Origin of the sequence: Priestia sp. FSL H7-0729 (genome assembly GCF_038005685.1) — a bacterium.
GTDB lineage: Bacteria > Bacillota > Bacilli > Paenibacillales > Paenibacillaceae > Paenibacillus.
Window position 1 is genome coordinate 1 of record NZ_JBBOTQ010000023.1, and the last position, 22,416, is coordinate 22,416.

22 protein-coding genes, 1 tRNA gene and 1 riboswitch are annotated in these 22,416 nt (G+C 46.0%); of the genes, 14 read left to right on the forward strand and 9 right to left on the reverse strand.

The features are described 5' to 3' along the window. Nucleotides 1-349: 349 nt before the first annotated feature. The 9 genes from guaB (at nt 350) to MHH93_RS27040 (ending at nt 8,621) form a co-directional block, all read left to right on the forward strand. Nucleotides 350-1,807 carry an IMP dehydrogenase gene (gene guaB / locus MHH93_RS27000; protein WP_500056543.1) on the forward strand — a complete coding sequence of 486 codons (1,458 nt, stop codon included), beginning with the start codon at nt 350-352 and terminating at the stop codon, nt 1,805-1,807. A gap of 416 nt (nt 1,808-2,223) precedes the next feature. Continuing rightward, complete coding sequence (locus MHH93_RS27005; protein WP_500056544.1) at nt 2,224-3,612, forward strand: D-alanyl-D-alanine carboxypeptidase family protein; 1,389 nt, start codon at nt 2,224-2,226, stop codon at nt 3,610-3,612. 341 nt (nt 3,613-3,953) lie between these two features. After that, a complete protein-coding gene (pdxT, locus tag MHH93_RS27010) occupies nt 3,954-4,544 on the forward strand; it encodes a pyridoxal 5'-phosphate synthase glutaminase subunit PdxT (RefSeq protein WP_500056545.1) in 591 nt (196 codons plus the stop codon). 273 nt (nt 4,545-4,817) lie between these two features. Continuing rightward, nucleotides 4,818-6,101, forward strand: coding sequence for a serine--tRNA ligase (serS, locus tag MHH93_RS27015; RefSeq protein ID WP_500056547.1), 1,284 nt, complete (start codon nt 4,818-4,820; stop codon nt 6,099-6,101). 188 nt (nt 6,102-6,289) lie between these two features. After that, nucleotides 6,290-6,378 (forward strand) — tRNA-Ser (locus tag MHH93_RS27020). A gap of 193 nt (nt 6,379-6,571) precedes the next feature. Next, the gene (locus MHH93_RS27025; RefSeq protein WP_124118848.1) at nt 6,572-6,913 is read left to right on the forward strand and encodes a hypothetical protein; all 342 of its coding nucleotides are present in this window, start codon (nt 6,572-6,574) and stop codon (nt 6,911-6,913) included. A gap of 26 nt (nt 6,914-6,939) precedes the next feature. After that, nucleotides 6,940-7,116: a hypothetical protein gene (locus tag MHH93_RS27030; protein WP_017691325.1), complete on the forward strand. Its 177-nt coding sequence runs from the start codon at nt 6,940-6,942 to the stop codon at nt 7,114-7,116. A 21-nt stretch (nt 7,117-7,137) separates the two neighbouring features. Then, entirely contained in the window at nt 7,138-7,290 is a 153-nt protein-coding gene (locus tag MHH93_RS27035) for a small acid-soluble spore protein P (protein ID WP_500056548.1), read from the forward strand. Nucleotides 7,291-7,526: 236 nt separating this feature from the next. Continuing rightward, nucleotides 7,527-8,621, forward strand: coding sequence for a hypothetical protein (locus tag MHH93_RS27040; RefSeq protein ID WP_500056550.1), 1,095 nt, complete (start codon nt 7,527-7,529; stop codon nt 8,619-8,621). Nucleotides 8,622-8,875: 254 nt separating this feature from the next. Here MHH93_RS27040 and MHH93_RS27045 read toward each other — a convergent pair whose 3' ends face one another. Together MHH93_RS27045 and tadA are read right to left on the reverse strand one after the other, a co-directional pair. Then, on the reverse strand, nt 8,876-9,445 hold the full coding sequence (locus MHH93_RS27045; RefSeq protein WP_500056551.1) for a GNAT family N-acetyltransferase: 570 nt from the start codon (nt 9,443-9,445) through the stop codon (nt 8,876-8,878). Between the two features lie 49 nt (nt 9,446-9,494). Beyond that, the gene (gene tadA, locus MHH93_RS27050; protein ID WP_500056552.1) at nt 9,495-9,995 is read right to left on the reverse strand and encodes a tRNA adenosine(34) deaminase TadA; all 501 of its coding nucleotides are present in this window, start codon (nt 9,993-9,995) and stop codon (nt 9,495-9,497) included. Nucleotides 9,996-10,328: 333 nt separating this feature from the next. Between tadA and MHH93_RS27055 the strand changes: the two genes are divergently transcribed. Continuing rightward, nucleotides 10,329-12,668: an ATP-binding protein gene (locus MHH93_RS27055; protein ID WP_500056554.1), complete on the forward strand. Its 2,340-nt coding sequence runs from the start codon at nt 10,329-10,331 to the stop codon at nt 12,666-12,668. 18 nt (nt 12,669-12,686) lie between these two features. After that, nucleotides 12,687-13,388, forward strand: a complete 702-nt coding sequence (gene rluF / locus MHH93_RS27060; protein WP_062838140.1) for a 23S rRNA pseudouridine(2604) synthase RluF — start codon at nt 12,687-12,689, stop codon at nt 13,386-13,388. Nucleotides 13,389-13,526: 138 nt separating this feature from the next. Here rluF and motB read toward each other — a convergent pair whose 3' ends face one another. Together motB and motA are read right to left on the reverse strand one after the other, a co-directional pair. Beyond that, nucleotides 13,527-14,345, reverse strand: coding sequence for a flagellar motor protein MotB (motB, locus tag MHH93_RS27065; protein WP_442034999.1), 819 nt, complete (start codon nt 14,343-14,345; stop codon nt 13,527-13,529). Continuing rightward, a complete protein-coding gene (gene motA / locus MHH93_RS27070; RefSeq protein ID WP_017691317.1) occupies nt 14,332-15,132 on the reverse strand; it encodes a flagellar motor stator protein MotA in 801 nt (266 codons plus the stop codon). Before motA ends, motB begins: the two co-directional genes overlap by 14 nt. 233 nt (nt 15,133-15,365) lie before the next feature. Here motA and MHH93_RS27075 point away from each other — a divergent pair, with 233 nt between their 5' ends. The 3 genes from MHH93_RS27075 to rbsK all read left to right on the forward strand — a co-directional run bounded on the left by MHH93_RS27075 (nt 15,366) and on the right by rbsK (nt 17,235). Next, nucleotides 15,366-15,659 carry a hypothetical protein gene (locus MHH93_RS27075; RefSeq protein WP_340400080.1) on the forward strand — a complete coding sequence of 98 codons (294 nt, stop codon included), beginning with the start codon at nt 15,366-15,368 and terminating at the stop codon, nt 15,657-15,659. 251 nt (nt 15,660-15,910) lie between these two features. Next, nucleotides 15,911-16,207, forward strand: a complete 297-nt coding sequence (locus tag MHH93_RS27080) for a 4a-hydroxytetrahydrobiopterin dehydratase (protein WP_062838136.1) — start codon at nt 15,911-15,913, stop codon at nt 16,205-16,207. A 44-nt stretch (nt 16,208-16,251) separates the two neighbouring features. Beyond that, nucleotides 16,252-17,235 (forward strand): ribokinase, encoded by a 984-nt coding sequence (gene rbsK / locus MHH93_RS27085; protein ID WP_500056555.1) that lies wholly within the window; start codon nt 16,252-16,254, stop codon nt 17,233-17,235. Nucleotides 17,236-17,309: 74 nt separating this feature from the next. On the opposite strand, the gene MHH93_RS27090 is transcribed toward rbsK, so the two are convergent. From MHH93_RS27090 to MHH93_RS27110, 5 genes are all read right to left on the reverse strand, one after another. Beyond that, nucleotides 17,310-17,666: a c-type cytochrome gene (locus MHH93_RS27090; protein ID WP_036607288.1), complete on the reverse strand. Its 357-nt coding sequence runs from the start codon at nt 17,664-17,666 to the stop codon at nt 17,310-17,312. 150 nt (nt 17,667-17,816) lie between these two features. Continuing rightward, nucleotides 17,817-18,311: a GNAT family N-acetyltransferase gene (locus MHH93_RS27095; RefSeq protein ID WP_500056556.1), complete on the reverse strand. Its 495-nt coding sequence runs from the start codon at nt 18,309-18,311 to the stop codon at nt 17,817-17,819. 354 nt (nt 18,312-18,665) lie between these two features. Next, entirely contained in the window at nt 18,666-19,136 is a 471-nt protein-coding gene (locus tag MHH93_RS27100) for a C40 family peptidase (protein ID WP_500056558.1), read from the reverse strand. A gap of 3 nt (nt 19,137-19,139) precedes the next feature. Continuing rightward, a riboswitch (cyclic di-AMP (ydaO/yuaA leader) is annotated at nt 19,140-19,277 on the reverse strand. Between the two features lie 245 nt (nt 19,278-19,522). Next, on the reverse strand, nt 19,523-20,374 hold the full coding sequence (locus tag MHH93_RS27105; protein WP_500056559.1) for a hypothetical protein: 852 nt from the start codon (nt 20,372-20,374) through the stop codon (nt 19,523-19,525). A 10-nt stretch (nt 20,375-20,384) separates the two neighbouring features. After that, on the reverse strand, nt 20,385-22,376 hold the full coding sequence (locus tag MHH93_RS27110) for a M1 family metallopeptidase (RefSeq protein ID WP_500056560.1): 1,992 nt from the start codon (nt 22,374-22,376) through the stop codon (nt 20,385-20,387). Nucleotides 22,377-22,416 lie beyond the last annotated feature (40 nt).

Here is a 22,416-nt window from a genome sequence, read left to right on the forward strand (position 1 = left end):
TTATTCGGTGGTGGTTTTTATTTATATATAAATGAATAATTGAGGTATAAAAACTAGTGTGAATACATTAAATGTATAGCCAAAATGACTTATAAAAGATAACCGTCATTTGATTTGATTAGAAGTTTATATGTTATATTGATTACACTTGTCCTCTTGAGAAAAACAGTTGTATTCATGAGACAACACACCTTATATAACCAAGTACTTTTCCTTGACAGTCTAAATATCGCTTTGCTAAGATGGCAATAATAAATTTTTCAGAAAACGTATTTTCGGCGTAAAATACAGCCTGGAATCTTCGGGTTTTGGACCGTAAAGCTGAGCAAACATAAGGAGGAACACTTGCGTGTGGGAAGATAAATTTGGTAAGGAAGGCCTCACCTTTGATGATGTATTGCTAGTGCCACGGAAATCCGAGACACTGCCTAAAGAAGTAGATGTATCTATTCGCTTGAGCGATAGTGTAAAGTTAAACATTCCTTTGATCAGTGCGGGTATGGATACGGTAACTGAAGCGACTTTGGCTATTGCCATTGCACGTGAAGGCGGTATCGGTATTATTCATAAAAATATGTCTGTTGAACAACAGGCTGAAGAAGTAGATCGTGTTAAGCGTTCGGAGAGTGGTGTTATTACAAACCCGTTCTCACTGACGGCTGATCATCTGGTGTCTGATGCGGAAGCAGTAATGGCGAAATATCGTATCTCTGGTGTACCTATTATTGAAGGAGATCAGAAGCTGGTTGGTATTTTGACTAACCGTGACTTGCGTTTCATCCATGATTATGGCATCAAAATCAGCGAAGTCATGACCCGTGAGAATCTGGTTACCGCTCCTGTAGGTACTACATTGCAAGAAGCTGAAGGTATCCTTCAGAAGCACAAGATTGAGAAACTTCCATTAGTTGATGAGACGAACACGTTGAAAGGTCTTATCACCATTAAAGATATTGAGAAAGCCATTCAATTCCCTCATGCAGCCAAAGATGCTCAAGGACGTTTGTTGGTTGGTGCAGCGATTGGTATTTCCAAAGATACATTTGAACGTGCTGATGCTCTGGTACAAGCTGGTGTGGACTTGATTACGGTAGACTCGGCTCATGGACACCACATCAATATCATTGAAGCTGTACGTCAGCTTCGTGAACGTTTCCCTAGCTTGACTATCGTTGCAGGTAACGTCGCTACTGGTGAAGCCACTCGTGACCTGATCGAAGCAGGGGCTTCGGTAGTCAAAGTGGGTATTGGTCCAGGTTCAATCTGTACAACACGCGTTATCGCTGGTATTGGTGTACCTCAAGTAACTGCTGTGTACGATTGTGCAACAGTGGCACGTGAATATGGGGTTCCAATTATCGCGGATGGCGGAATCAAATATTCCGGTGAAATTACGAAGGCATTGGCTGCAGGTGCACACGCGGTGATGCTGGGAAGTTTATTTGCCGGCACAGCAGAAAGCCCAGGGGAGACTGAGATCTTCCAAGGACGTAGCTACAAAGTTTATCGTGGTATGGGTTCAATGGCGGCAATGAAACAAGGTAGTAAAGACCGCTACTTCCAGGATGATGACAAGAAACTGGTTCCAGAAGGAATTGAGGGCCGTGTCGCGTACAAAGGCCCATTGTCTGATACAATTCACCAATTGATCGGTGGTCTGCGTTCCGGTATGGGTTACTGCGGTACAAGCAACCTGGAGCAACTTCGGAACGATACTGGTTTTATTCGCATTACTGGTGCAGGTCTGCGTGAAAGTCATCCACATGATGTACAGATCACAAAAGAAGCACCTAACTACTCGTTGTAATCGGAAGAGAGTTAATCATTTCCAGGACAGGCTCGGTGATTTTCACCGGGTCTGTCTTTTTTTGCAGATACCCCTGTGATAGAATAGAACAAGCGGTGACGATCCTAGGTTGGATTAAGGCGTTACGGCGGTTATTTGACGTGAATCTATGTATATGGTTATGAAAAGCAAATGGAAATGCCAGAAAGACTGGCTGCTACACAGAAGCGCGGACGTCCTTTTACATAAGCATTCGCAAAATGCGGACTAAGTGACAATCGTTAACGAACTTTAGGAGCAATAATATTGCTCGTTCGATACAGCGCATATAGTACACCTCTCACACATCAAACACACAGGTTAGGGACAAAGAAAATCGCAGCATAAGCTGCACTGAAGCAAACAACAATGCTTTGGAACGAAGGGAGTATTCATCATTGAAAGCCAAACACATGAATAAGAAGAAACGCCAAATGCTCAAAAAGAGCGTAGCCTCGGTAATGCTAATTAACATGCTTTGCATGTCTGCAGTAATGCCGGTCATGGCTGCTGCGAATAACTCCGGTCAGGTTCTGACTGCTGCAGCAACAACAACGAAGACGGAGAAAGCGGTTCAGGTTCCTGGGGTAGACTCACTTGGGCTCGAAGTTAGATCAGCAGTGCTCATGGAGGCATCAACGGGCCAGATTCTGCTCAATGTCGATGCAGATAAAGCCATGCCACCTGCGAGTATGACTAAAATGATGACAGAGTACATTGTTGCCGAACAAGTCAAACAAGGCAAACTCAGCTGGGACGATATTGTAACTGTTAAAAAGAATGCTGCACAAAGTGTCGGCTCGCGTATTTTCCTCGCGGAAGGTGACCAACACACAGTTAAGGATCTTTATATTGCCATGGCTGTTGGATCTGCCAATGATGCTACGGTTGCTTTGGCTGAACATGTTGCAGGTTCGGAAGAAGATTTCGTGAAAATGATGAATGATGAAGCGAAGCGCATGGGCATGAAGGATACGTTCTTCATCAACTCTTCCGGTCTCGATCGAGCAGATATGCCTGCCGACTTCCGTCCAGCTGAAGATAAAGAAACAGTGATGTCTGCACTGGATGCTGCGATTCTGTGCAGATATATCATTATGGACCACCCGGACTACAAAGATTTTACTACCATTCAATCGTATAAATTCCGTCCCAACGATAAAGCCCCAATTATCAATTATAACTGGATGCTGGAAGCGAATAAAAATATAACCAATTTCAAAAGCTATGCCTATGAAGGTCTGGATGGAATGAAAACAGGCCATACCACGAACGCAGGTAATAACTTTACAGGTACAGCGGAACGTAACGGTATGCGTCTAATTAGTGTCGTTATGGGCACAGATTCGGAATCCGCACGTTTCAGAGAAACTAAAAAGGTGTTGGACTTTGGATTTAACAACTTTGAAGTGAAGCAGGCTGTCGCAGGCAAGACCAAAGTGACGGGCTGGGAAGCTGTACCTTTGAAAAAAGGGAAAGAAACAACCGTTCCTGTTGTAACCGATAATGCGGTAAGTTTCGTTGTACCCAAAGGTACTCAGAACCTGGATGTGACGTTCAAAGCAAACGTAACTGAGGCTGACAAGTTGGTAGCACCAATCAAGGCAGGTACGAAGGTTGGTACAGTGACGTACACGTACAAAGCAGATGGAATTGAGCCTCAGGAAAAAACAGTGAACTTGATTACAGCCGAAGAGGCCGAAAAAGGCGGTTGGTTCCGTCTGTTCTTCCGTGCTGTTAAGGATTTCTTCGTGGATCTCTTTGACGGGATTAAAAACCTGTTTTAGCCCATAGCGTACTTCATGAAAAAGAGTATGATTATGAATCTGATGCTTATGTGGTCATAGTATTGACAAAATGCAAGTTATTCTGACCGGATGGATTGTATATTTACAATTTTTCAGGTAAAATATCAAGTTAGAATTCACGTATAATGAAGCAAAAAACTCCAATGTTCATTTACTGGGTGGAGCGGTTAATAGCTCTATTTAAGGCAATGAGCGACACATACATTACGGGCCGAAGTGTCCATGATCTTGGAGCACCGATGAAGGGCATAGAGATATCCAAACTTGCACCTTTCGAGCGTATGAAAGATCGCGGCTGGTAAGAGAAGGGGAATGTGCAAATGAAGATCGGCGTTTTAGCACTTCAAGGAGCTGTCACAGAACATATACGGAGTATTGAACGCGCTGGAGCAGAGGGAGTGGCTATCAAACAGGTTCAGCAATTGGAGGATCTGGATGGTCTTATCCTTCCTGGCGGGGAGAGTACAACGATTGGCAAACTGATGCGTAAGTATGGGTTTATGGATGCTATTCGAGCGTTTGCTGCTGAAGGAAAACCGGTATTTGGTACCTGTGCTGGCTTAATCGTTATGGCTAAGCATATTACAGGACAGGAAGAAGCTCATTTGGAGCTAATGGATATGACTGTATCCCGAAATGCATTTGGACGGCAGAGAGAAAGTTTTGAAACAGACTTGCCGGTTAAAGGCATCGAGGAAACGGTGAGAGCTGTGTTTATCCGGGCTCCCTTGATTGAGAGTGTTGGAGAGCAGGTAGAGGTACTTTCTACTTACAAGGATGAGATTGTTACAGCTCGTCAGGGACATTTGCTGGCTTGCTCGTATCATCCGGAGTTGACGGATGACTATCGTCTGCATGCTTATTTTGTAGACATGGCCAAGTCCTACAAACACACGGTGGACCTTAAATAGTGCATGATGTACAACCTATGATCTCCCGGTCATCGGATCACTTCACCAGCAGCCTTGTAAGGCCGCTGATTGGCAGTTGCATCTGAACGGATGCCTGATGTTGCCTGTATCTGCTTCATAGCGGGAATCGCAGCAGAGGGTCACACGGGGGACGTAGGTTGTTTTTGTGGTTACAGATTCCGATAAGTATATAGTAAGGTATACACAGTAGAGTTTTGAGATTCGATTTAACATAAAGCTTCACTACGTGGGGTTATTTAGGAGGGGTATATCGTGCTTGATGTGAAAATATTGCGTAATGAGTATGCACGTGTAGAAGAGGCATTGACTAAACGTGGCAAATCGCTGGATCTTATCGCTGGATTTACCGAGATGGATGCCAAGCGTCGGGAATTGCTTCAAGAGAGTGAAACGCTGAAGAGCCGTCGGAATACGGTCTCTGCGGAAGTTGCTAGACTGAAGAAGAACCGTGAGAATGCGGATGATCTGATTGTGGAGATGCGCGAAGTGTCTGATCGTATCAAAGCCATGGACGAAGAGGTTCGGGAACTGGAAGTGAAGATCAATGATCTCACAATGGCGATTCCGAACATTCCTAACGAAAGTGTACCTGTTGGAGCCTCTGAAGACGACAATGTTGAGATTCGTCGTTGGGAAGAGCCCAAGTCATTTACTTTTGCACCAAAAGCCCATTGGGAAATTGCACAGGATCTCGATATCCTTGATTTTGAAGCTGCTGCCAAAGTAACAGGATCTCGTTTTACCTTTTATAAAGGATTGGGTGCTCGTCTGGAACGGGCATTGATCAATTTCATGATGGATCTGCACAGCGATCAACATGGTTATGAGGAGATTCTGCCTCCATACATCGTTAATCGGGATAGCTTGTTTGGAACAGGTCAACTGCCTAAGTTCGAAGAAGACCTGTTCAAGTTGAAAGATACCGAATATTATCTGATCCCTACTGCTGAAGTTCCGGTAACGAACTATCATCGCGAAGAGATTCTGAATCTGGATCAATTGCCTAAGCACTTTGTGGCATACAGCTCTTGTTTCCGTTCTGAAGCCGGTTCGGCTGGACGGGATACACGCGGATTGATTCGTCAGCATCAGTTTAACAAAGTTGAGCTGCTCAAGCTCTCTACTCCAGAGACTTCGTATGAAGAGCTGGAGCAAATGACTCAAAATGCGGAGCGTGTGCTTCAATTATTGGGATTGCCGTATCGCGTTCTGACATTGTGTACCGCAGATATGGGCTTCACTTCAGCTAAAACGTATGATATCGAAGTATGGTTACCTGAGAGCAACACCTATCGTGAGATTTCTTCCTGCTCTAACTGTGAGGACTTTCAGGCACGCCGTGCCAATATCCGTTTCCGCAGAGAGCCGAAAGCCAAACCGGAATTTGTGCATACATTGAACGGTTCGGGATTGGCCGTTGGACGGACGGTAGCTGCTATCCTGGAGAACTATCAACAGGAAGATGGTACAGTTGTTATTCCTGAAGCATTGCGTCCTTATATGGGCGGTACAAGTGTGATTGCACCTCGCTCTTAAGAGTTGATTAACCTCCTCAAGGGGAATACAGATTCCATCCGTCATTTCAGAGTGGCGGCATGGAGTCTTTTTTATAAACTGAGGCTAATGTCTGATACGGATTATCAATTTAATATAAAAAGGTTGCATTATGATGTCGAGATGTGGTATGATACTTTTCGTGGCAAGTTTATAAAAGTTAATTCCCTGGAGAGGTACCGAAGCGGTCATAACGGGGCGGTCTTGAAAACCGTTAGGGGGCAACTCCACGTGGGTTCGAATCCCACCCTCTCCGCCATACTACACTTATAACAAGGATTCGAGCGATCTCACTCGGGTCCTTTTTTGCATTGTGGGTTTGTTCAACGTAGTGAGCGTACAGGTTGATGACCTGGTGTATATGTTTCTCAGTACAACGTTATATTTTGAGTAATTCTGATATGTATAAAAACATCTTCATCGCCGCACTTTATAGGAGTGGAGGTGGTAAGATGAATCGCGAGTTAAACATCGATCAGACAGAGCTTGTAGGGGCTTGGCAAGAGCGTTTGCCTCAAGTCTTGAATGTTGGCGATCAGGCTCAAGTAATGGCGGATGAAGCCGATCAACAGGCCATTCGGATACACATTGCGACAGCAGGTCATGAGATGTACTCTTTTGATTTCAAGTGTGCGTATGTGGATTCCCGTGAAGTCAGTGTACAACTGATTGATGTGGAACGGGATGGACGAACGACAGATGAGCGTACAGAGCCAATTCAGGAACTGGCCCACGATTATACACGGCACATTCACGAATGCGCCCAGTCGTTACAATCCCAGACGAGACAATAGCCTGAAATCTGAAGGAGTGAACTCAATTGACTAAAGCCAAAGCGGGAGTAGACAAAAACCTGCAAAATGTAGTCGATGATCTGGAGCAGCCAGCCGTAAACAGTCACCATGCCCAGCAAATTCAGCAAGATATCAATGATCGCCGTCATCAAGATGCACTAAATCATGATAAAACGGAAGATAGGGACCCATCCCATTCCTAACATTGATGAGGGGGCAACATTATGAGCAAACCAAAAACAATTCCTGTACCGGAAGCGCAAGCTGCCGAACAGCATCATCATTCATCCAAACGTCCTTCCATGCACGAACCATTATCCGGTTCAAAAAAAGTGAAAAATCAAAATCATGTGGATCATCTGAATCCCCAAGGTTAATTTAGAAGAAATCAAATCACGCAAAAGTCCCTTGTTACCTAACAGGGGGCTTTTGCGTATTCATACATATATAAAGACATGCACCTGCTGAATCCCAAACCTCACCTAGGTCTTTGTAGCCATTTTAAAGAGGAAAGATCACATTTTTCCCAAATTAGGTTTCGGTATCAGGTGATATGGTATATCATTGATATTGAATTACTTTTTTTGGGGTTATCACGAGAGGAGAGACAAAAATGACTAAACGTATGGGGGCGCTTCTTCTTACGTTGCTGTTAACCGTATCTATGGCATTGACAGCATGTAGCAGCAAGCAGGAACCAAAAGAGGCATTGAAGACGGCTGCGGCCAATGCTTCCAAATTGACTTCGTATGAAATGAGTTCCAACTTCACAATTAATGAATTGAGCTATAAACCTGGGGATACTTCACAGACTGATCCTACTATGACTCAGTTTATGAGTATGTTGAAGGATGCTCAGCTGAATGTAACAGGTGTATACCAAAGTGAGCCAATGCAGACAGAGATGACTCTGGGCATTGAACTTAAAGGCGACATGGGTATGACCTTTACCATTCCAATGGTGATGACGGCCGAGAAACTTTATGTGAAAGTGCCGAATATTCCATTCTTCCCGATTCCGGAGAATGTTGTTGGCAAGTTCCTGGAACTGGATCTGAAAGAACTGGCTGAGCAAGAGGGTACAGAATGGAACCCGAATGCTATGGATGCAGCCAAAACCCAAAAGCTGAGCAACGAAGTTATGGACGCGGTGCTGAGTGAGTACGACCAAGCTAAATTCTTCAAAAACCTGGACACCAAAGATGCAAAACTTCCTGAAGGTGTAGATGCGAAGCAGGTTGTACAATTCACAGTGAATAATGACAATGTGAAAGAAGCAGTTACTGTACTGGTAACAAAAGCTATGCCTAAAGTATTGGATATTCTGTCCAAAGAGGAATATCGTGAAATGCTTCAAATGGATCAGGCTGATATCGACAAAGCTAAAGAAGATTTGAAAATCACTGAAGTAGATCAGGCTGAAATGGCTAAAGACTTGGATAAATTGAAAGATGTTCTGACAATCAACCAATTCAACATCGATTTCGCATTGGACAAAAACGACTTCCCTGTATATCAAAAGATGGTCGCTGATGTGCTGATCAAGCCAGAAGATACAAAAGACGAAGTGAAATTGGCATTTACGGGTTCCAATACGTACACCAAGATTAACGAAAAAGCTGCTTTCAAAATCAACATCCCGACTGGCGATGACGTAATTACCATGCAAGAGTTCGAAGAACTGATGAACGCTTCATACGGATACTAATCTCGCTGATTCAAACCGTCTGTGATTCAAGTGAAGGATAATCTCCTTCCGCTTGGATACAGGCGGTTTTTTTGTTACACAGGCAGTAAGGAGGTCTACGTTATGATGGATTGGATATTGAACTGGAGCTGGTGATCCATATAAATAAAACCGCACTCTCTCCCTGGATTACTAGGGGAGTGCGGTTTAAACATTGAATTGCATATGGTCGAATTGGGTTTACAGACAGCTATGTGGTGGAACTTCTAATTTAATTAATCAGCAAGTTCATCCAAGTCGTCAGCAAGTACAGCATAGATCTGATGATCCTGATATTTGCCATTGATCTTGAGGTATTTGCGGGCAGTACCTTCAAACTGGAATCCGTTCTTCTCCAATACACGCTGTGAACCTTTGTTGGTGGGCAATACGGCAGCCTGAACCCGATTCAACTTCAGCGCACGGAAGCCATAAGCTACGGCCAGTTTAACTGCGGCTGTCATTCGTCCGCCGCCTTGATAATCTGGATGGATAAAGTAACCCATATCAGCATAATTGGCAACGCCCAATACGACATTGTTAAGACTTACTTGTCCAATCAACAGGCTGTCTTTAATGGTATAGATTCCAAATTGATATCCAGTACCTTCTTCTGCTGCCTTGACCCGATCTTCAATCCGTCGAGTCTGAGCATCCAATGTATAAAAATCATTCTCTCGCACGGGTTCTACAGCTTGATAGGGGACACGTGTAACCTGAATCAGGTCCAGATAGGATTGTGTATCCTGAGATGTAAGCAACCGAAGGCTTATGCCATTGGCTGTATCATAGAGTGTTAGTGCCATTGCAGCACACTTCCTTTCCAAGTGGGATGTTTGTAGTCGGTGACTCCTTTTACTTTTGGCGCAGACGTCTGAAAAATTGTGTCAGCATCGTGGAGCACTCAGGCTGGAGGATATCCGGGATCACCTCGGTGCGGTGGTTAAAACGAGGCTCCTGTAACAGGTTCATCAGTGTACCTGCACAGCCTGCTTTGGGATCAGCCGTACCAAAGATTACACGGGGGACCCTGGATTGTACAATTGCACCTGCACACATCGGACAAGGTTCCAGTGTGACGTACAGAGAACAATCCAACAAACGCCAAGCTCCGATAGTCTCGCTGGCCTGACGAATAGCTACCATCTCTGCATGGGCGGTGGAATCCAGTGTAGTTTCACGCAGATTGTATCCTCGGCCAATAATTTGGTTATGTTGTACAATTACAGCTCCGATAGGCACTTCTCCAAGAGCCTCGGCCTTGTAGGCCTCAGCAATGGCTTCCCGCATCCAGTGCTCATGTTGAGCCTCCTCAGATAAATTCTCAAGATCGAACTGGAGAGAATGGTCATTCATTATAATATAACTCCTTCCAAAAAGCATTTATTCAGCGAACAAGTATTCGGGTTGTTAACATGTTGTGTATAGAAATGTGGATAAGCATAGAGTTGCTCACAAAGTTATAAACAAACTATCCACAAGCCTGTGGGTATGTGGATAAATATAGTGATTAATTTCACTGTAGAGTTCGAAAATGCAAAAAACAACGAATTTCGACCTTTTCAGTCATTCGGTAACTTTTGGACACAGGTCAATTATCCTTTTCAAAAAGACATACAAGCGTTATGATGGAGATAGGTTTTGCCATATATCGCCAGAGGGTACAAGCCGAGAGGTGAACAAAAAAACTTGTCTATTAAAACGAAATTATCCATGATTATGTCGTGCTCAGTGCTCGTTATTTTAGTGTTGAATATCGCACTGAGTTATTATACTACAGAAGAGAATCTGAGGCAGGACAGTGAAACCAAGATGGTGCTCACTGCGAAGCAGATTGCAATTGCTGTCGAACAGAATCAATACAGTTCGGATTATGTAAAACGACAGATTGGCAACAATCTGTGGCTTGCTGCTGTCATGGCAGCGGAAGAATTGGACCCGGATATTAATAATATCACAAATGAAGAACTTGTTCGCTTGAGTCAGAAGGTTGGCGTCTCACATATATCGTTGATGGAGCAGACGGATGATGACATTGTGGTTAGCCGTTCTTCCGATCCGAGAGAGATCGGGTTGTCCACCAAATCCATGACGTATTGGTATCAGGCCTTTAAGCAGCTGTTTGAAAAACAACAGGTAACGATCCCCCAGGGGCAGAAGTTGGAGCATTTCTGGTCAGATGGATTCGAATATTCGACATCCAGTCCTTCGGATATTGATATTTGGGGTTACTACCATGATGGAAAGAGAAACTACATAATCAATCCCTTCTATAATAATACGGAAGTTGATGACTATGTGAAAATCTCTAGTCCGGATGAGATTTTGAATAAAATTCGTGAGGTCAATCCCTCCATTCTGGAGATTACAGGCATCAATCCGTTAACTTTCGGCAGCCCCAACATGGGTGATGACGGAAGAGATTCGAACTTTAGCAAGTTGAATAACAGACCGATTCGTTTCGGCACATACCAATATGGTTCTACGGAAGAGGACCACCGTGCTGTGGTGCGCGCCATTCGAACAGGGCAGAATGTATCTTTTGTCAGCGAAACACACGAACAGAAGGTATTGAAGAGTTTTATTCCCATTTTCACACCCAATCAGTCTTCCTATGTCATCAGTATTGTCATGGACTATAAGCAAATATCCTCCATGGTATCTGAGCAGCTGGTGAGCCATGCCTCAATATCTTTGGTTTTGCTGGAGATCGTGATCTTTGGCAGCTATTTGCTCGCAGGCTATATTACGCGCCCGATCCAATCCATACTGGGCAAAGTGAATGATGTAGCCGATGGACACTTTGACTTCCGTCTGAAAGTCCGGAGGAAGGATGAACTTGGCCAACTGGCTAATCGTATTAATGCCATGATTCGCAATCTGGGACACTATACGAGCCGTCTGAAACAGATGTATGAAGAGAATCGAGCGGTGAAAGAGCATCTGGAATCCATTATCAATCAGACAGCTGATGCCATTCACATTACGGATCTTGAAGGGAAAGTGCTGCGGGTTAACCGGGCATTTGAACAATTATATGGCTTTCGAAGTCGTGAGGTGGAAGGTCGTAACCTGAAGATCATTCCGCCAGAGGCAGAAGAAGAAATGAAACGTCAGCATGCCCAACTCGTTGAAGGGATGTCCATTACGTCCAACGAAACCACCTGGATGAAGAAAGACGGGACCCGGGTAGAGGTTAGTGTCAGTACGGCCCCGGTACGAGATGAGGCTGGAGAGATTACCGCGCTCATTAGTGTCTCCAGGGATATTACAAGTCGTAATCGTATGGAAGAGCTGCTCAGACGCTCTGAGAAGCTTACAACCGTGGGTCAGCTTGCAGCAGGCGTGGCGCATGAGATTCGTAATCCGTTAACCACGCTGCGCGGGTTCTTGCAGTTACAGCAAGAGAGTAATAAGCTGAATCATCGTCATCTGGATCTGATGTTATCGGAGCTGGATCGCATCAACCTTATTGTCGGTGAATTTCTGATTTTGGCCAAACCGCAGGCGGTTCATTTTCAGAATCGGGATATTCGTTTTATTCTCGGCGATGTCATCTCGCTACTGGATAGTCAGGCACATCTGCATGGTGTAGAATTTGTACTGCGTGCCTCATCCGATTCGGCTATGGTACACTGTGAAGAGAACCAGTTGAAGCAGGTATTCATCAATTTGCTGAAAAATGGTATGGAGGCCATGCCAAATGGAGGAAGTATTCATATCAAGCTCAAGCATGATGAACAGCTCAACAGGGTCAGAATTGAGATCAGGGATGAAGGGATTGGTATCCCTGAAGAGATGATGCCCAAGCTTGGAGAGCCTTTCTTTACGAACAAAGAGTCTGGAACAGGGCTTGGACTGATGGTCAGTCAGCGCATTATTCAATCACATAAGGGCATGATGGATATTAAAAGCGTCATGAACAAGGGAACAACGGTTATTATTGAACTGCCTGCATCCGAGCAACAACCGGAAGTTATTGAGGCAGATCAGGTAACGGATGACACACTTACAGATGAAGAGAAATAGATGAGGTGAGATTACCTTTTGCGTATTAATAAATTTATTAGTGAAACAGGTTATTGCTCCCGGCGTGAAGCCGACAAGTTGGTGGATAGTGGTCAGGTAACCATTAATGGAGTTAAGGCTGAACTGGGCAGTCAGGCAGAAGAAGGCGACGATGTACGAATTAATGGTAAACCGATTAAGGAAAAGAGAAAACACGTATATATCGCGCTGAATAAACCGATTGGAATCACAAGTACAACCGAGCAGCATATTCAGGGTAATATCGTTGATTTTGTCGGGCACGATGAACGTATTTTTCCAATTGGACGTCTGGATAAGGACTCGGAAGGTTTGATCCTGATGACCAATGATGGGGATATTGTTAACCGGATTCTTAGAGCAGAAGGACGCCACGAGAAAGAGTATATCGTCACTGTTGATCGATCTGTAACCCCGAGTTTCCTTAGAGGTATGAGCACAGGAGTCAAGATTTTGGGCGAAATGACACTGCCATGTACAGTGACCCGGATGACGGATCGTGTATTCCGTATTATCCTGACCGAAGGAAAGAACCGCCAGATTCGGCGTATGTGTAGTGCCTTTGGATATGAGGTTCGTAAGCTGAAGCGGGTTCGGATCATGAACATCCATCTTGGAGAAATGGCAACAGGTGCATGGAGAGAGCTTACTGCCGCCGAAAAAGCGGAGCTGGGCGGACTGTTGGACTATTCACTGGAATAGTTGATTCAGGCTCTGACTGATTTAAACGATATAGAAATAAAATGTAAATATAAACCAAGCATAAAGATATATACACGAAAAGACCGTTCTCCTTGTATCTGGAGAACGGTCTTTTGTTTGATGCATCGCAGCAGGCTTCTAGTTTCCTTCGCCAACGGCTTTTACATTCGTATTGTTACTTTGATACTTCCGAATGATAGACACCTCTACACGGCGATTCTGTGCTCTTCCGGTATTGGTATCATTGCTGGCAACCGGGTGATACTCTCCATAGCCACTTGGTGTGAATTTGGAAGGGTCCAATTGCGTGTTCAGCAACAGGATTTTCAGGAAGTTGAGCGCACGATCTGCACTCAGATCCCAGTTATCCTTATATTGGTTGTTCGAAATGGGAATATTATCGGTATGACCGGATACCACCACTTCATATTCAGGGAACTCCTGCAGCATGCTTGAAATCGCTTTGGCCAGGGATCGTGATTCAGGCTTCACATCTGCTCGGCCTGAGGAGAACAGGGCATTATCACTGATGGTGATCTTCAATTCAGACTGATTCAGCTTGGTGTTCAACTGGTCTGAAAGCCCGTTCTTCGAGATATACTGGTCAAGCCGTTTCTTGAGCTTCTCCAGATCTTCCTGTTCTTTTTGAGCCATCTGTGCATCCGTAATCTGAGCTGGTGTTTTTTTGGTGATTTCTGTTGGTTCCTGTTTGTTCTTACCTAAGTCAACACCTGGCGTATCCGGGTTCATGGACGTATGATCCAGAATACCGGAGCCCCCATTCAATGCACTGCTTAGTGCGGAAGCCATCTGTTCGAACTTGGCTGCATCGAGTGAACTCATGGAGAACAACGTGATAAACAGGGCAAGCAACAAGGTCATCAAGTCAGAATAGGGAAGCAACCAGCTCTCGTCTATATGTTCTTCATGTGGTTCGTGCTTTTTAGCCTTTTTCACCTGATGATCCCTCCTTCTCTTCCAGTTGTTTACGTTCGGAAGGTGTCAGGAATACGGATAACTTTTGGTTGATGGCAATGGTGGAGACGCCAGATTGTATGGATAACAATCCTTCAACCATCATCAGCTTGATCTCCATTTCTTGCTTGGACATCCGCTTCAGCTTGTTCGACATCGGGTGCCATAACACGTAACCACTAAATATACCAAGGAGTGTTGCGATAAAGGCTGCCGCAATCGCATGGGAGAGTTTCTCCATGTCACTGAGATCGGCAAGTGCTGCGATGAGACCTACAACGGCCCCGAGAACCCCGAGCGTTGGTGCGTACATCCCCGCCTGAGCGAAGATCAAGGCACCGCCACGGTGGCGCTCCTCTGTAGCGTGAATATCTTCCATGAGTACATCACTTACAAATTCCTGATCGTTGCCGTCGATAATCATACGCATACCGCCACGAAGGAACTGATCGTCAATCTCTTCTACTTTTGATTCCAGTGCAAGCAAACCTTCACGACGGGTAGTGGAAGCCCAATCCATAAACGTGCCGATCAGAGATACTCGATCAATAAGTACTTGGTTTTTGAAAATAATCCCGAAAAGCTTAGGGATTTTTTTAACTTCAGACATCGGAAATGCGATAAAGATAGTTCCTGCCGTACCCACAAAGATAATAACGTAGGCTGCCGGATTGTTAACCAGGTTGATTAAGGGCGCACCCTTCAGGAACATACCGAGTACAAGGGAGACCAGTCCAAAAACTAGTCCAATAATCGTTGAAATGTTCATCATACACCTCATCCATGAGATAAAATTGAATCCTTTCAAGCGGCTGTATTCGGGCTTCCGGACGAATTTTTGGCCGCAATCCGTTCAATGTCAGGCATTCCTTACGGTTGCTGAAACAGTTAAAACGGTCATATATGTATTTATCGACCAGAAGGCCTTTTTTTTTAAGGGTTATTTTCAGGTATAATAAGATCAAATCCGCTCCTTAGGGGCCGAATAGGAGTGAAAAGCCAATGGGCGTAAAGCATGGACGGGATTATGAAGGAATTTTGACAGATTTGACAACGGCAATCGGACGCATACCGGATCGGTATGTTTTCTTTGAAATGGACGCGGAAGAGTGGGAGAGACTCGGGGCACCTGAGCAACTTGAAGTAGATGAGGCGTTGGCGGAGGATCTGTTCTATGCGCTGGGTGAGGAATCGATCATTCCGGTTGGAAGTGGTGTGGTCATCCATGATAAGGAGCAGCACCGCATTCATATTTTGATTGGGGAAGAAGAGTTGACGTTTGTGCCTTTAATTTAGTGTGTATACATGTATTTTTAGAGGGATGAATGGAACTGGAATTTTCCTCAAAGCCTTATGGTTATTGGCTCTATGCCATTTAAGTTGATTGAATTTTGAAGCTTGTCCGTGGTAAGATGTTAGTCGTGAAATGGGCCAACCGCATGGCGGTGAGCCTGGCCTTTGAAATTGCTGACGATAGCGCCAAAGGTGTTGGTGGTTATTCGGACAGACGTCTGTAATGTACCATCCTATGGGGAGGAAGATAACGCATGGTTTTTTCGCAAGAGGAAGTCGAAGCTCATCTGGGAAGGCTGGAAGGCTGGGAACTGGAAGAGGGACGGTGGATTGTACGCAAATTCGTGTTCTCCAACTACATGAAAGGGATTGCATTTGTGGATGAGGTCGCTGCGATCTCGGAAGCATTCAATCATCATCCTTTTATTACGATTGACTATACAACGGTTACGCTGCGTCTCACGTCATGGGATGCGGGAGGTATCACATCTGTAGATATTAAGGAAGCCGGGCAATATAACGAAGCTTATGACAAAATGAGGTCGGAATAACGAATTCGGTTATTGTCGCGCGGCCGGAAGTGAGTGAACCATACATGTCAGACTATAATCAGGAACAACCTCTTATTGCTGTCGTAGGCAGTCTCAATATGGATCTCGTGGTGAAGACAGACACGATTCCGGAAGAGGGAGAGACGGTGAGCGGTGAGGAACTGCATTATCTTGCTGGGGGTAAAGGGGCGAACCAGGCTGTTGCTGCTGCGCGTCTGGGTGGACAGACGACGATGATTGGTGCGGTGGGATCGGACGGTTTTGGCGAACGTCTGCTGCACAGTCTGACGGAAAGTGGCGCAGATGTCTCGCAGGTTCGCAGATTGGAAGACACGGTTACAGGAACAGCTTCCATTTGGCTCTCTCGGGGAGACAACCGGATTATCGTTATTCCTGGTGCGAATGGGCAAGTTGTGCCTGAGATGCTGGAAGAGGCGGATACGGTAAAAAGCCTGACTGCAGCCGCAGCGGTGCTGCTGCAGCTGGAGATCCCGCTGCCAGCGGTTACCCGCGCCGCCCAACTGGCGGCTGAAGGCAGCGCACTGGTGGTGCTCAACCCGGCTCCCGCGGTGCCGGGTCTGCCCCAGGAGCTCCTGCGGTGCGTCGACGTTGTCACGCCGAACCGCAGTGAGCTTGCCGTGCTTACCGGCCGGGATCACCTCCGGCCGGAAGACTTGGATGCGGCGGTCGCAGAGCTCGCCGCATCCCTCGGGGCCGCTGTCGTCACGACGCTCGGCCCCGAGGGGGCTGTATACGCTGCGGCGCCTGGTGGCCGCGTACAGGCAGGGCGTGCCGGCGCATGCCGTGCGCCCGGCTACGCCGTAAGCGCCGTCGATACGACCGGCGCTGGCGATTGCTTCAACGGCGCGCTGGCGGTAGCCCTCGCGCGCGGTGAGACGTTGGACGCGGCCGTAGGCTTCGCCATGGGTGCGGCCGCGTTATCCGTGACGAAGCTCGGCGCCCAGTCCGGGATGCCGTCTGCACGTGAAGTGGAGGCCTTTCTGGCTGAGCATGCAGCAGAGGCCTAATCAATGGCATAACAAAGAGGCTCTTATTTTCCCAAAAGGGGATTAAGGGCCTCTTTGTTATGCGCGTGCAGAGATTATTTCTTCTCTGAAAGCCACATGGCGATATTGGCAATCTCTTCATCCTGCAGTTTGCCCTTGAAGGAAGGCATACCACCTTTACCTTTGACAATCGTAGAGTAGATCTTCTCCAGATCATCCTGGCTGCCGATGTTGGCCAGAGCAGGTCCTACGCCACCCTGAAGCTGATCCCCGTGACAGGAGATACAATTCGCTTTGACCAGTGCTTCAGCCTGTCCGGCATCCAATGTGACTTCCGGCATGGTTGGCTTGGCTTCTTCAGCCACTTCTTCTTTCCCTGGAAGCGTAAACATTAAAACAATAGCTAAAGCGCATGCTGCAAAAAATACTCCGCTCATGATCCATTTGTGCATCCCTTATGTCCCCTCCAGAATGAAAGATCATCTAACCTGAAACTATCCATATCATTATAACGGAACCTGTACTGACATCATAGCATTTTGTGGGAAATTTTTGAACTAATCACATAACAAGGCGCAAATTTGGTTGCTTTGCAATGGGTTTTAATCACGAGGCCCTTCATAAACCATACAGTGAAAGGGCTTCAAGCCGCTTGGGGTCTGTCGTTCATATGTATCCTGGGTGACAAATCCACTCTTCAGATAGACTTGAATGGCACGAGTGTTCCAAGTAAGCACTTCAAGATCAATCTCATTCGTGGGATTTCGGCGAATAGCTTCTTGTACAATGGCCGTAACAAAAGCTGTCCCTTGACCCTGACCACACAGCTCTGGATGCATGCCGAGACCAATCCGGGTTACCCCTTGAAGCGGAAAGTATTGAGCAAATCCACTTACACGATCATTCTGATCCAGAACGATCGCATATTGCTCCTGCCGCAGCTGTGCATCTCCGAATTCCACTTCCAGCGCTTTCATCTGCTCCCAAAGGAGCCAGCTGTAGATATTGTAAGGCGGATCATACTGCCAACTGCAGATGAGCTCCGCATGTTCTTCTTGCATGGGTACAACGTGAAACATCAAAGGGGCTTCCTTCATACACCTGTATGCTCCTTTCCTTGAAACAGAACTCTTTGTCCACTCTACAAAAGAGATATTCATTTAGCAAGTCTGCCTTACCAGAAAAAATATGAAACAAAAGTTCCGGTAATTTCGTTTATATTATAACAGGATGGGTAAAAACATCATAAGGGCACGGACGAATGAACGAAAAATGAACCTGTTGATGTGGCAAGATATACCCCGAGTGTAACTTGCCACATGAATCAGGATGGAAGCACAAAAAAACCGCCGGATACATTCCTGCGGAGAATGTACCGGGCGGTTCTGTTATGCTTCTTGCTTCGTTCCAGTATGGTTAATGGTTACAGCATCATGTTGCTCAGCTTGTCCCTAGTCAAGGGCCAGTGATTCATACGCGTCCGTGCTCATAATCCGTTTAGCGCCAACATAACGATTGGCCCAATAATTTTCACTCAATGCACTGATCGTCACGCCTTTGGAAGAAGAGGAGTGTGCGAACTTTCCATCCCCTACAAAGATTCCTACATGTGATACGCCTTTACCTGTTGTATTAAAGAATACCAGATCGCCAGCTCTCATTTCCATGCGGGATACAGAATCGCCCATGTCGAATTGGGAACTCGATTGGCGTGCCAGATCAATACCCAATTTGTCGAATACATATCGTGTAAATCCGGAGCAGTCAAAGCCGTTAAGCGTTGTTCCCCCACTTTTGTATGTAGTTCCCATTGCTGAATCAATTACTGCGTCCATTTTTGAATCTGCGAATGCGCTACCTGCACCAAGCGATAATGCGAATGTGATGCTAAGTACAGCTGCGGTTAATTTCTTCTTGAACAAGAGATATTCCCCTTCCAACGCCTGCGAGGTTAGCTTAAGGATTCGGTTGAAGGTCCCCTATGATCCCTCTGTAGCAAGATCAATTCACCCATAACTGGTTCCCCCGCTTCCCAGGTGCCAGGAATTTGGCTATGCTAGTTATGCACCTGCGAAATCAAGAAATGACGATTTAATTTTAAGTAGTTACAAATATGAATGTAAAGATTACAAAGTTGTTACTAAAAACTCACTGCGATTATTGTAACAGAGGAGTACGGCTTTGGCAACGTTTAGCAACAAAATTAGCAAAAAAAACCTCGACCTTTGACGGGGAAAGGTTGAGGTTTGCCTATTTATAAGTACATATCAGGCCATAAGTTTAACATGTGATGGTAACAATTTTTAAACTATCTGCTCTCACCTTTGGCTATTTTGGACTGCCATAATCGGAAATGGCTGCATATTTTCCACAGACTCAATAGACATCTGGCTAGTGGATACGTCTGTTGTAGTATAAGTCCGGTAAGCCCCGTTACTAACCATGAGGCTGAAGTGAATGCCCCGAAGACGAGTAGATGAACTCCGCCCAACAGGAGTGCAATGCCGATTACGGCGAAGAGATGACGCAGTGCAATCCAGAGTGCCTTGAGAGTACCGTGAGCCCCACCTTCTCCTTCTGGTGCCGAAACACCGAACTGCATGTAGAGCAGGGCATGGTGGATGATCCAACCATATACAATCCAGGCAGCAACATAAGGTATGCCAGGTACAAGTAATTGAAGGGAATGAAATCCGTCCATGAGGATCGAGTAGAGCTTAGGTATGAGCCAGTAGGCGGGCAGAAGTATCAATAATGTACGTATGGTGTGGAGCAGCATCATCGGTTTCCACAGGTTTCTGATTCCGCGGACGAATGGGATGCGCTCTTCTGTAGAATTAAAGTGCTGAAGTGAGTAGAGCAGTCCGGCCTGAATCAGGGGGCTAATCAACATGCGAACCAGCAGCATGCCCCCGAGAATCCATAGATAACGATGAACCTCCGGATGGGTAGACAAGTTAAGTTGGCTTTCCATTTTGAACAAAAGTGTACTCAGCTCCCCGGCATCAGGATCTGGATAGCGCAGGAGGAGTGGGATGACTGCCGATTGTACCATTCGATAGAAGAAATATCCCCATATGAGTTGATAAAGAAATAAGAGTGCCGCAATGAACATATGCTGACGGACGAGAAACCAGCCTTCACGTATTTTCGCTTTCACCGTTTCCACCTCACCATGACAGACCTCCGAATATGGCTTCTATTAGTTTGGTTACACTTATGCTCCAGCGGGATTTCGTCTGCTCATCCAGTCCGGATTTCAGGAAATTGTTCATATGGCGGTTCTCCAGCACGATCGTGTACAGTGGATCGGTCATGGCCCAGGATACGGGTGATGTGTGAGTTAATTTATAAGTAATGCGATCTTCTTTGCCATCCCATTGCTTGGTGAGGGTATGTCCGTCTTCAAAAGCAATTCGAACAGGAACGGCGTTGTAATCACTACCTTTTTTGGCGATTGTTACGGATGACTCGTACCATGTTTGACCGTCTTTCTGTATGGGCGTAACACGAATCTTTTCTACAGCAAAGTCAGCCATCCCGTCACCGTAGACGTAATGATCAAAATATTCAGACCAGGAAGTGCGTGTCACTTGTTCCACAACGTTCTGGAAATCAGCCGAAGTGGGATGTTTGAAACGGTACTTCTTCACATAGGTAGAGAGAATGCGTTCCATCTTTTTTGTGCCGACTTGATGTTCAATACCAAGCAATACAAGCTTGCCACGTGTGTAGACATTGGCTGCATACTCATTCTGTGAATCGAACTTCCAGGATTCTTGGGTTAAAGACGAAGGAGACGTAATCAGGCCTGATTGTACCGGCAGATTCGGAATCAATCCGTATTCCTGCTCCATCAGTTTGTCTTCTGCATAAGAGGTGAACCCCTCATCCAGCCAGGCTTCCTCGAATTCGTTGCTGGCAACCATACCGTAGAAATATTGGTGTCCGATCTCGTGGACTACGGTACGTTCCAGGTCATAACCTGGAGTGGTATCATCGGCTCCAAAGGCTGTAACCAGCGTAGGGTATTCCATACCTCCAGCACCGTTCCCCGATTTGGGTGGAACAACGATGGATAAGGTAGCGTAAGGATATGGGCCAAACCATTTGCTATAATTGGCTAGTGCGGCTTTAGCGGCGTAGAAATAACGTTCTTTCAAATCCTGATGAGCAGGGTCCAGATATAACTTGATTCGTACACCGGGCACATTGGGTGCAGAAAAGGGTTCCTCGGCGTAGACAAAATCCGGTGAAGCTGCCCAGGCGAAATCATGCACATCATCGGCATAGAATTGATAAACCTTTTCTCCGTTCTTCACCACGGCTTGTTGTGTCGGAAATCCGGTAGCAGCAACTTTGTATGTTTCAGGCACCCGAATACGCACACTATATATACCGAAGTCGGCGTAAAACTCTGAATTGCCATGGTATTGATGCAGATTCCAGCCTTCTGTTGTCCGTCCGCGTCTGCCCACAGGTTCATATGCACTTATTTTGGGGAACCATTGACCTGCCATGACAAAATCATCAGCAGTTCCCATCCGGGCGAAAATTTTCGGCAGATTCACCACAAATCGGGTATGGATTGTAATGCTTTCCCCGCCTTTGACGGGTTTGGGTAAGCGGACTTTAATGAGTGTGGTGTCCTTGATGTTTCCGTCATCTGGTTGCACATACTGCATCCGGTGCAGCAGAGAGAGCCCGTCCTCCGTTTTCATTTCGGTAATGTTCATCGAGCCATAACCATTGGTAGGCATGATATCACCCCGAAGTTTTCCACCGGATTCCTTCATAAAGGTGGTGTCAGCAGAAGAGAAGGCGTTGGGATACATATGAAAGTAAAGCTCGTTGACGGTTTTTTTACCTGGGTGTGTCCAGGTAATCGTCTGAGTTCCTTCCAGTACGTTCCCTTCGACCAGTTTTACATCCATGTGATATTCCACAACACGGTTGCTGTACACTTCGGCAGTGGGGGTCTGTACACTTTCTGGAGGTGCTGGCGTTGGGGCTTTTGCCTTAGGCTTGCCCGATTCCGGGGCAAGTGTTGGCAATTCGGAATGAGTTGAGTGAGTATAACCCAGAGTGATCCATATCCCTCCGGCCAGCACACACAGGGCCAGGGATGCGGTGAGCCAGCTCTTGGCGCGTCGTGGAATCATCGATAAATACCTCCCGTTGACAAGCATCTACAGCATGTAT

What these genes read in the sequence shown, in the direction of transcription:
- MHH93_RS27040 (WP_500056550.1), top strand. Translation starts at nt 7,527, where the DNA reads ATGACTAAACGTATGGGGGCGCTTCTTCTTACGTTGCTGTTAACCGTA.
- MHH93_RS27095 (WP_500056556.1), bottom strand. Translation starts at nt 18,311, where the DNA reads ATGAAGGAAGCCCCTTTGATGTTTCACGTTGTACCCATGCAAGAAGAA.
- rbsK (WP_500056555.1), top strand. Translation starts at nt 16,252, where the DNA reads ATGTCAGACTATAATCAGGAACAACCTCTTATTGCTGTCGTAGGCAGT.
- MHH93_RS27090 (WP_036607288.1), bottom strand. Translation starts at nt 17,666, where the DNA reads ATGCACAAATGGATCATGAGCGGAGTATTTTTTGCAGCATGCGCTTTA.
- MHH93_RS27110 (WP_500056560.1), bottom strand. Translation starts at nt 22,376, where the DNA reads ATGATTCCACGACGCGCCAAGAGCTGGCTCACCGCATCCCTGGCCCTG.
- pdxT (WP_500056545.1), top strand. Translation starts at nt 3,954, where the DNA reads ATGAAGATCGGCGTTTTAGCACTTCAAGGAGCTGTCACAGAACATATA.
- MHH93_RS27080 (WP_062838136.1), top strand. Translation starts at nt 15,911, where the DNA reads ATGGTTTTTTCGCAAGAGGAAGTCGAAGCTCATCTGGGAAGGCTGGAA.
- tadA (WP_500056552.1), bottom strand. Translation starts at nt 9,995, where the DNA reads ATGAATGACCATTCTCTCCAGTTCGATCTTGAGAATTTATCTGAGGAG.
- MHH93_RS27045 (WP_500056551.1), bottom strand. Translation starts at nt 9,445, where the DNA reads ATGGCACTAACACTCTATGATACAGCCAATGGCATAAGCCTTCGGTTG.
- MHH93_RS27025 (WP_124118848.1), top strand. Translation starts at nt 6,572, where the DNA reads ATGAATCGCGAGTTAAACATCGATCAGACAGAGCTTGTAGGGGCTTGG.
- MHH93_RS27035 (WP_500056548.1), top strand. Translation starts at nt 7,138, where the DNA reads ATGAGCAAACCAAAAACAATTCCTGTACCGGAAGCGCAAGCTGCCGAA.
- motA (WP_017691317.1), bottom strand. Translation starts at nt 15,132, where the DNA reads ATGAACATTTCAACGATTATTGGACTAGTTTTTGGACTGGTCTCCCTT.
- MHH93_RS27075 (WP_340400080.1), top strand. Translation starts at nt 15,366, where the DNA reads ATGGGCGTAAAGCATGGACGGGATTATGAAGGAATTTTGACAGATTTG.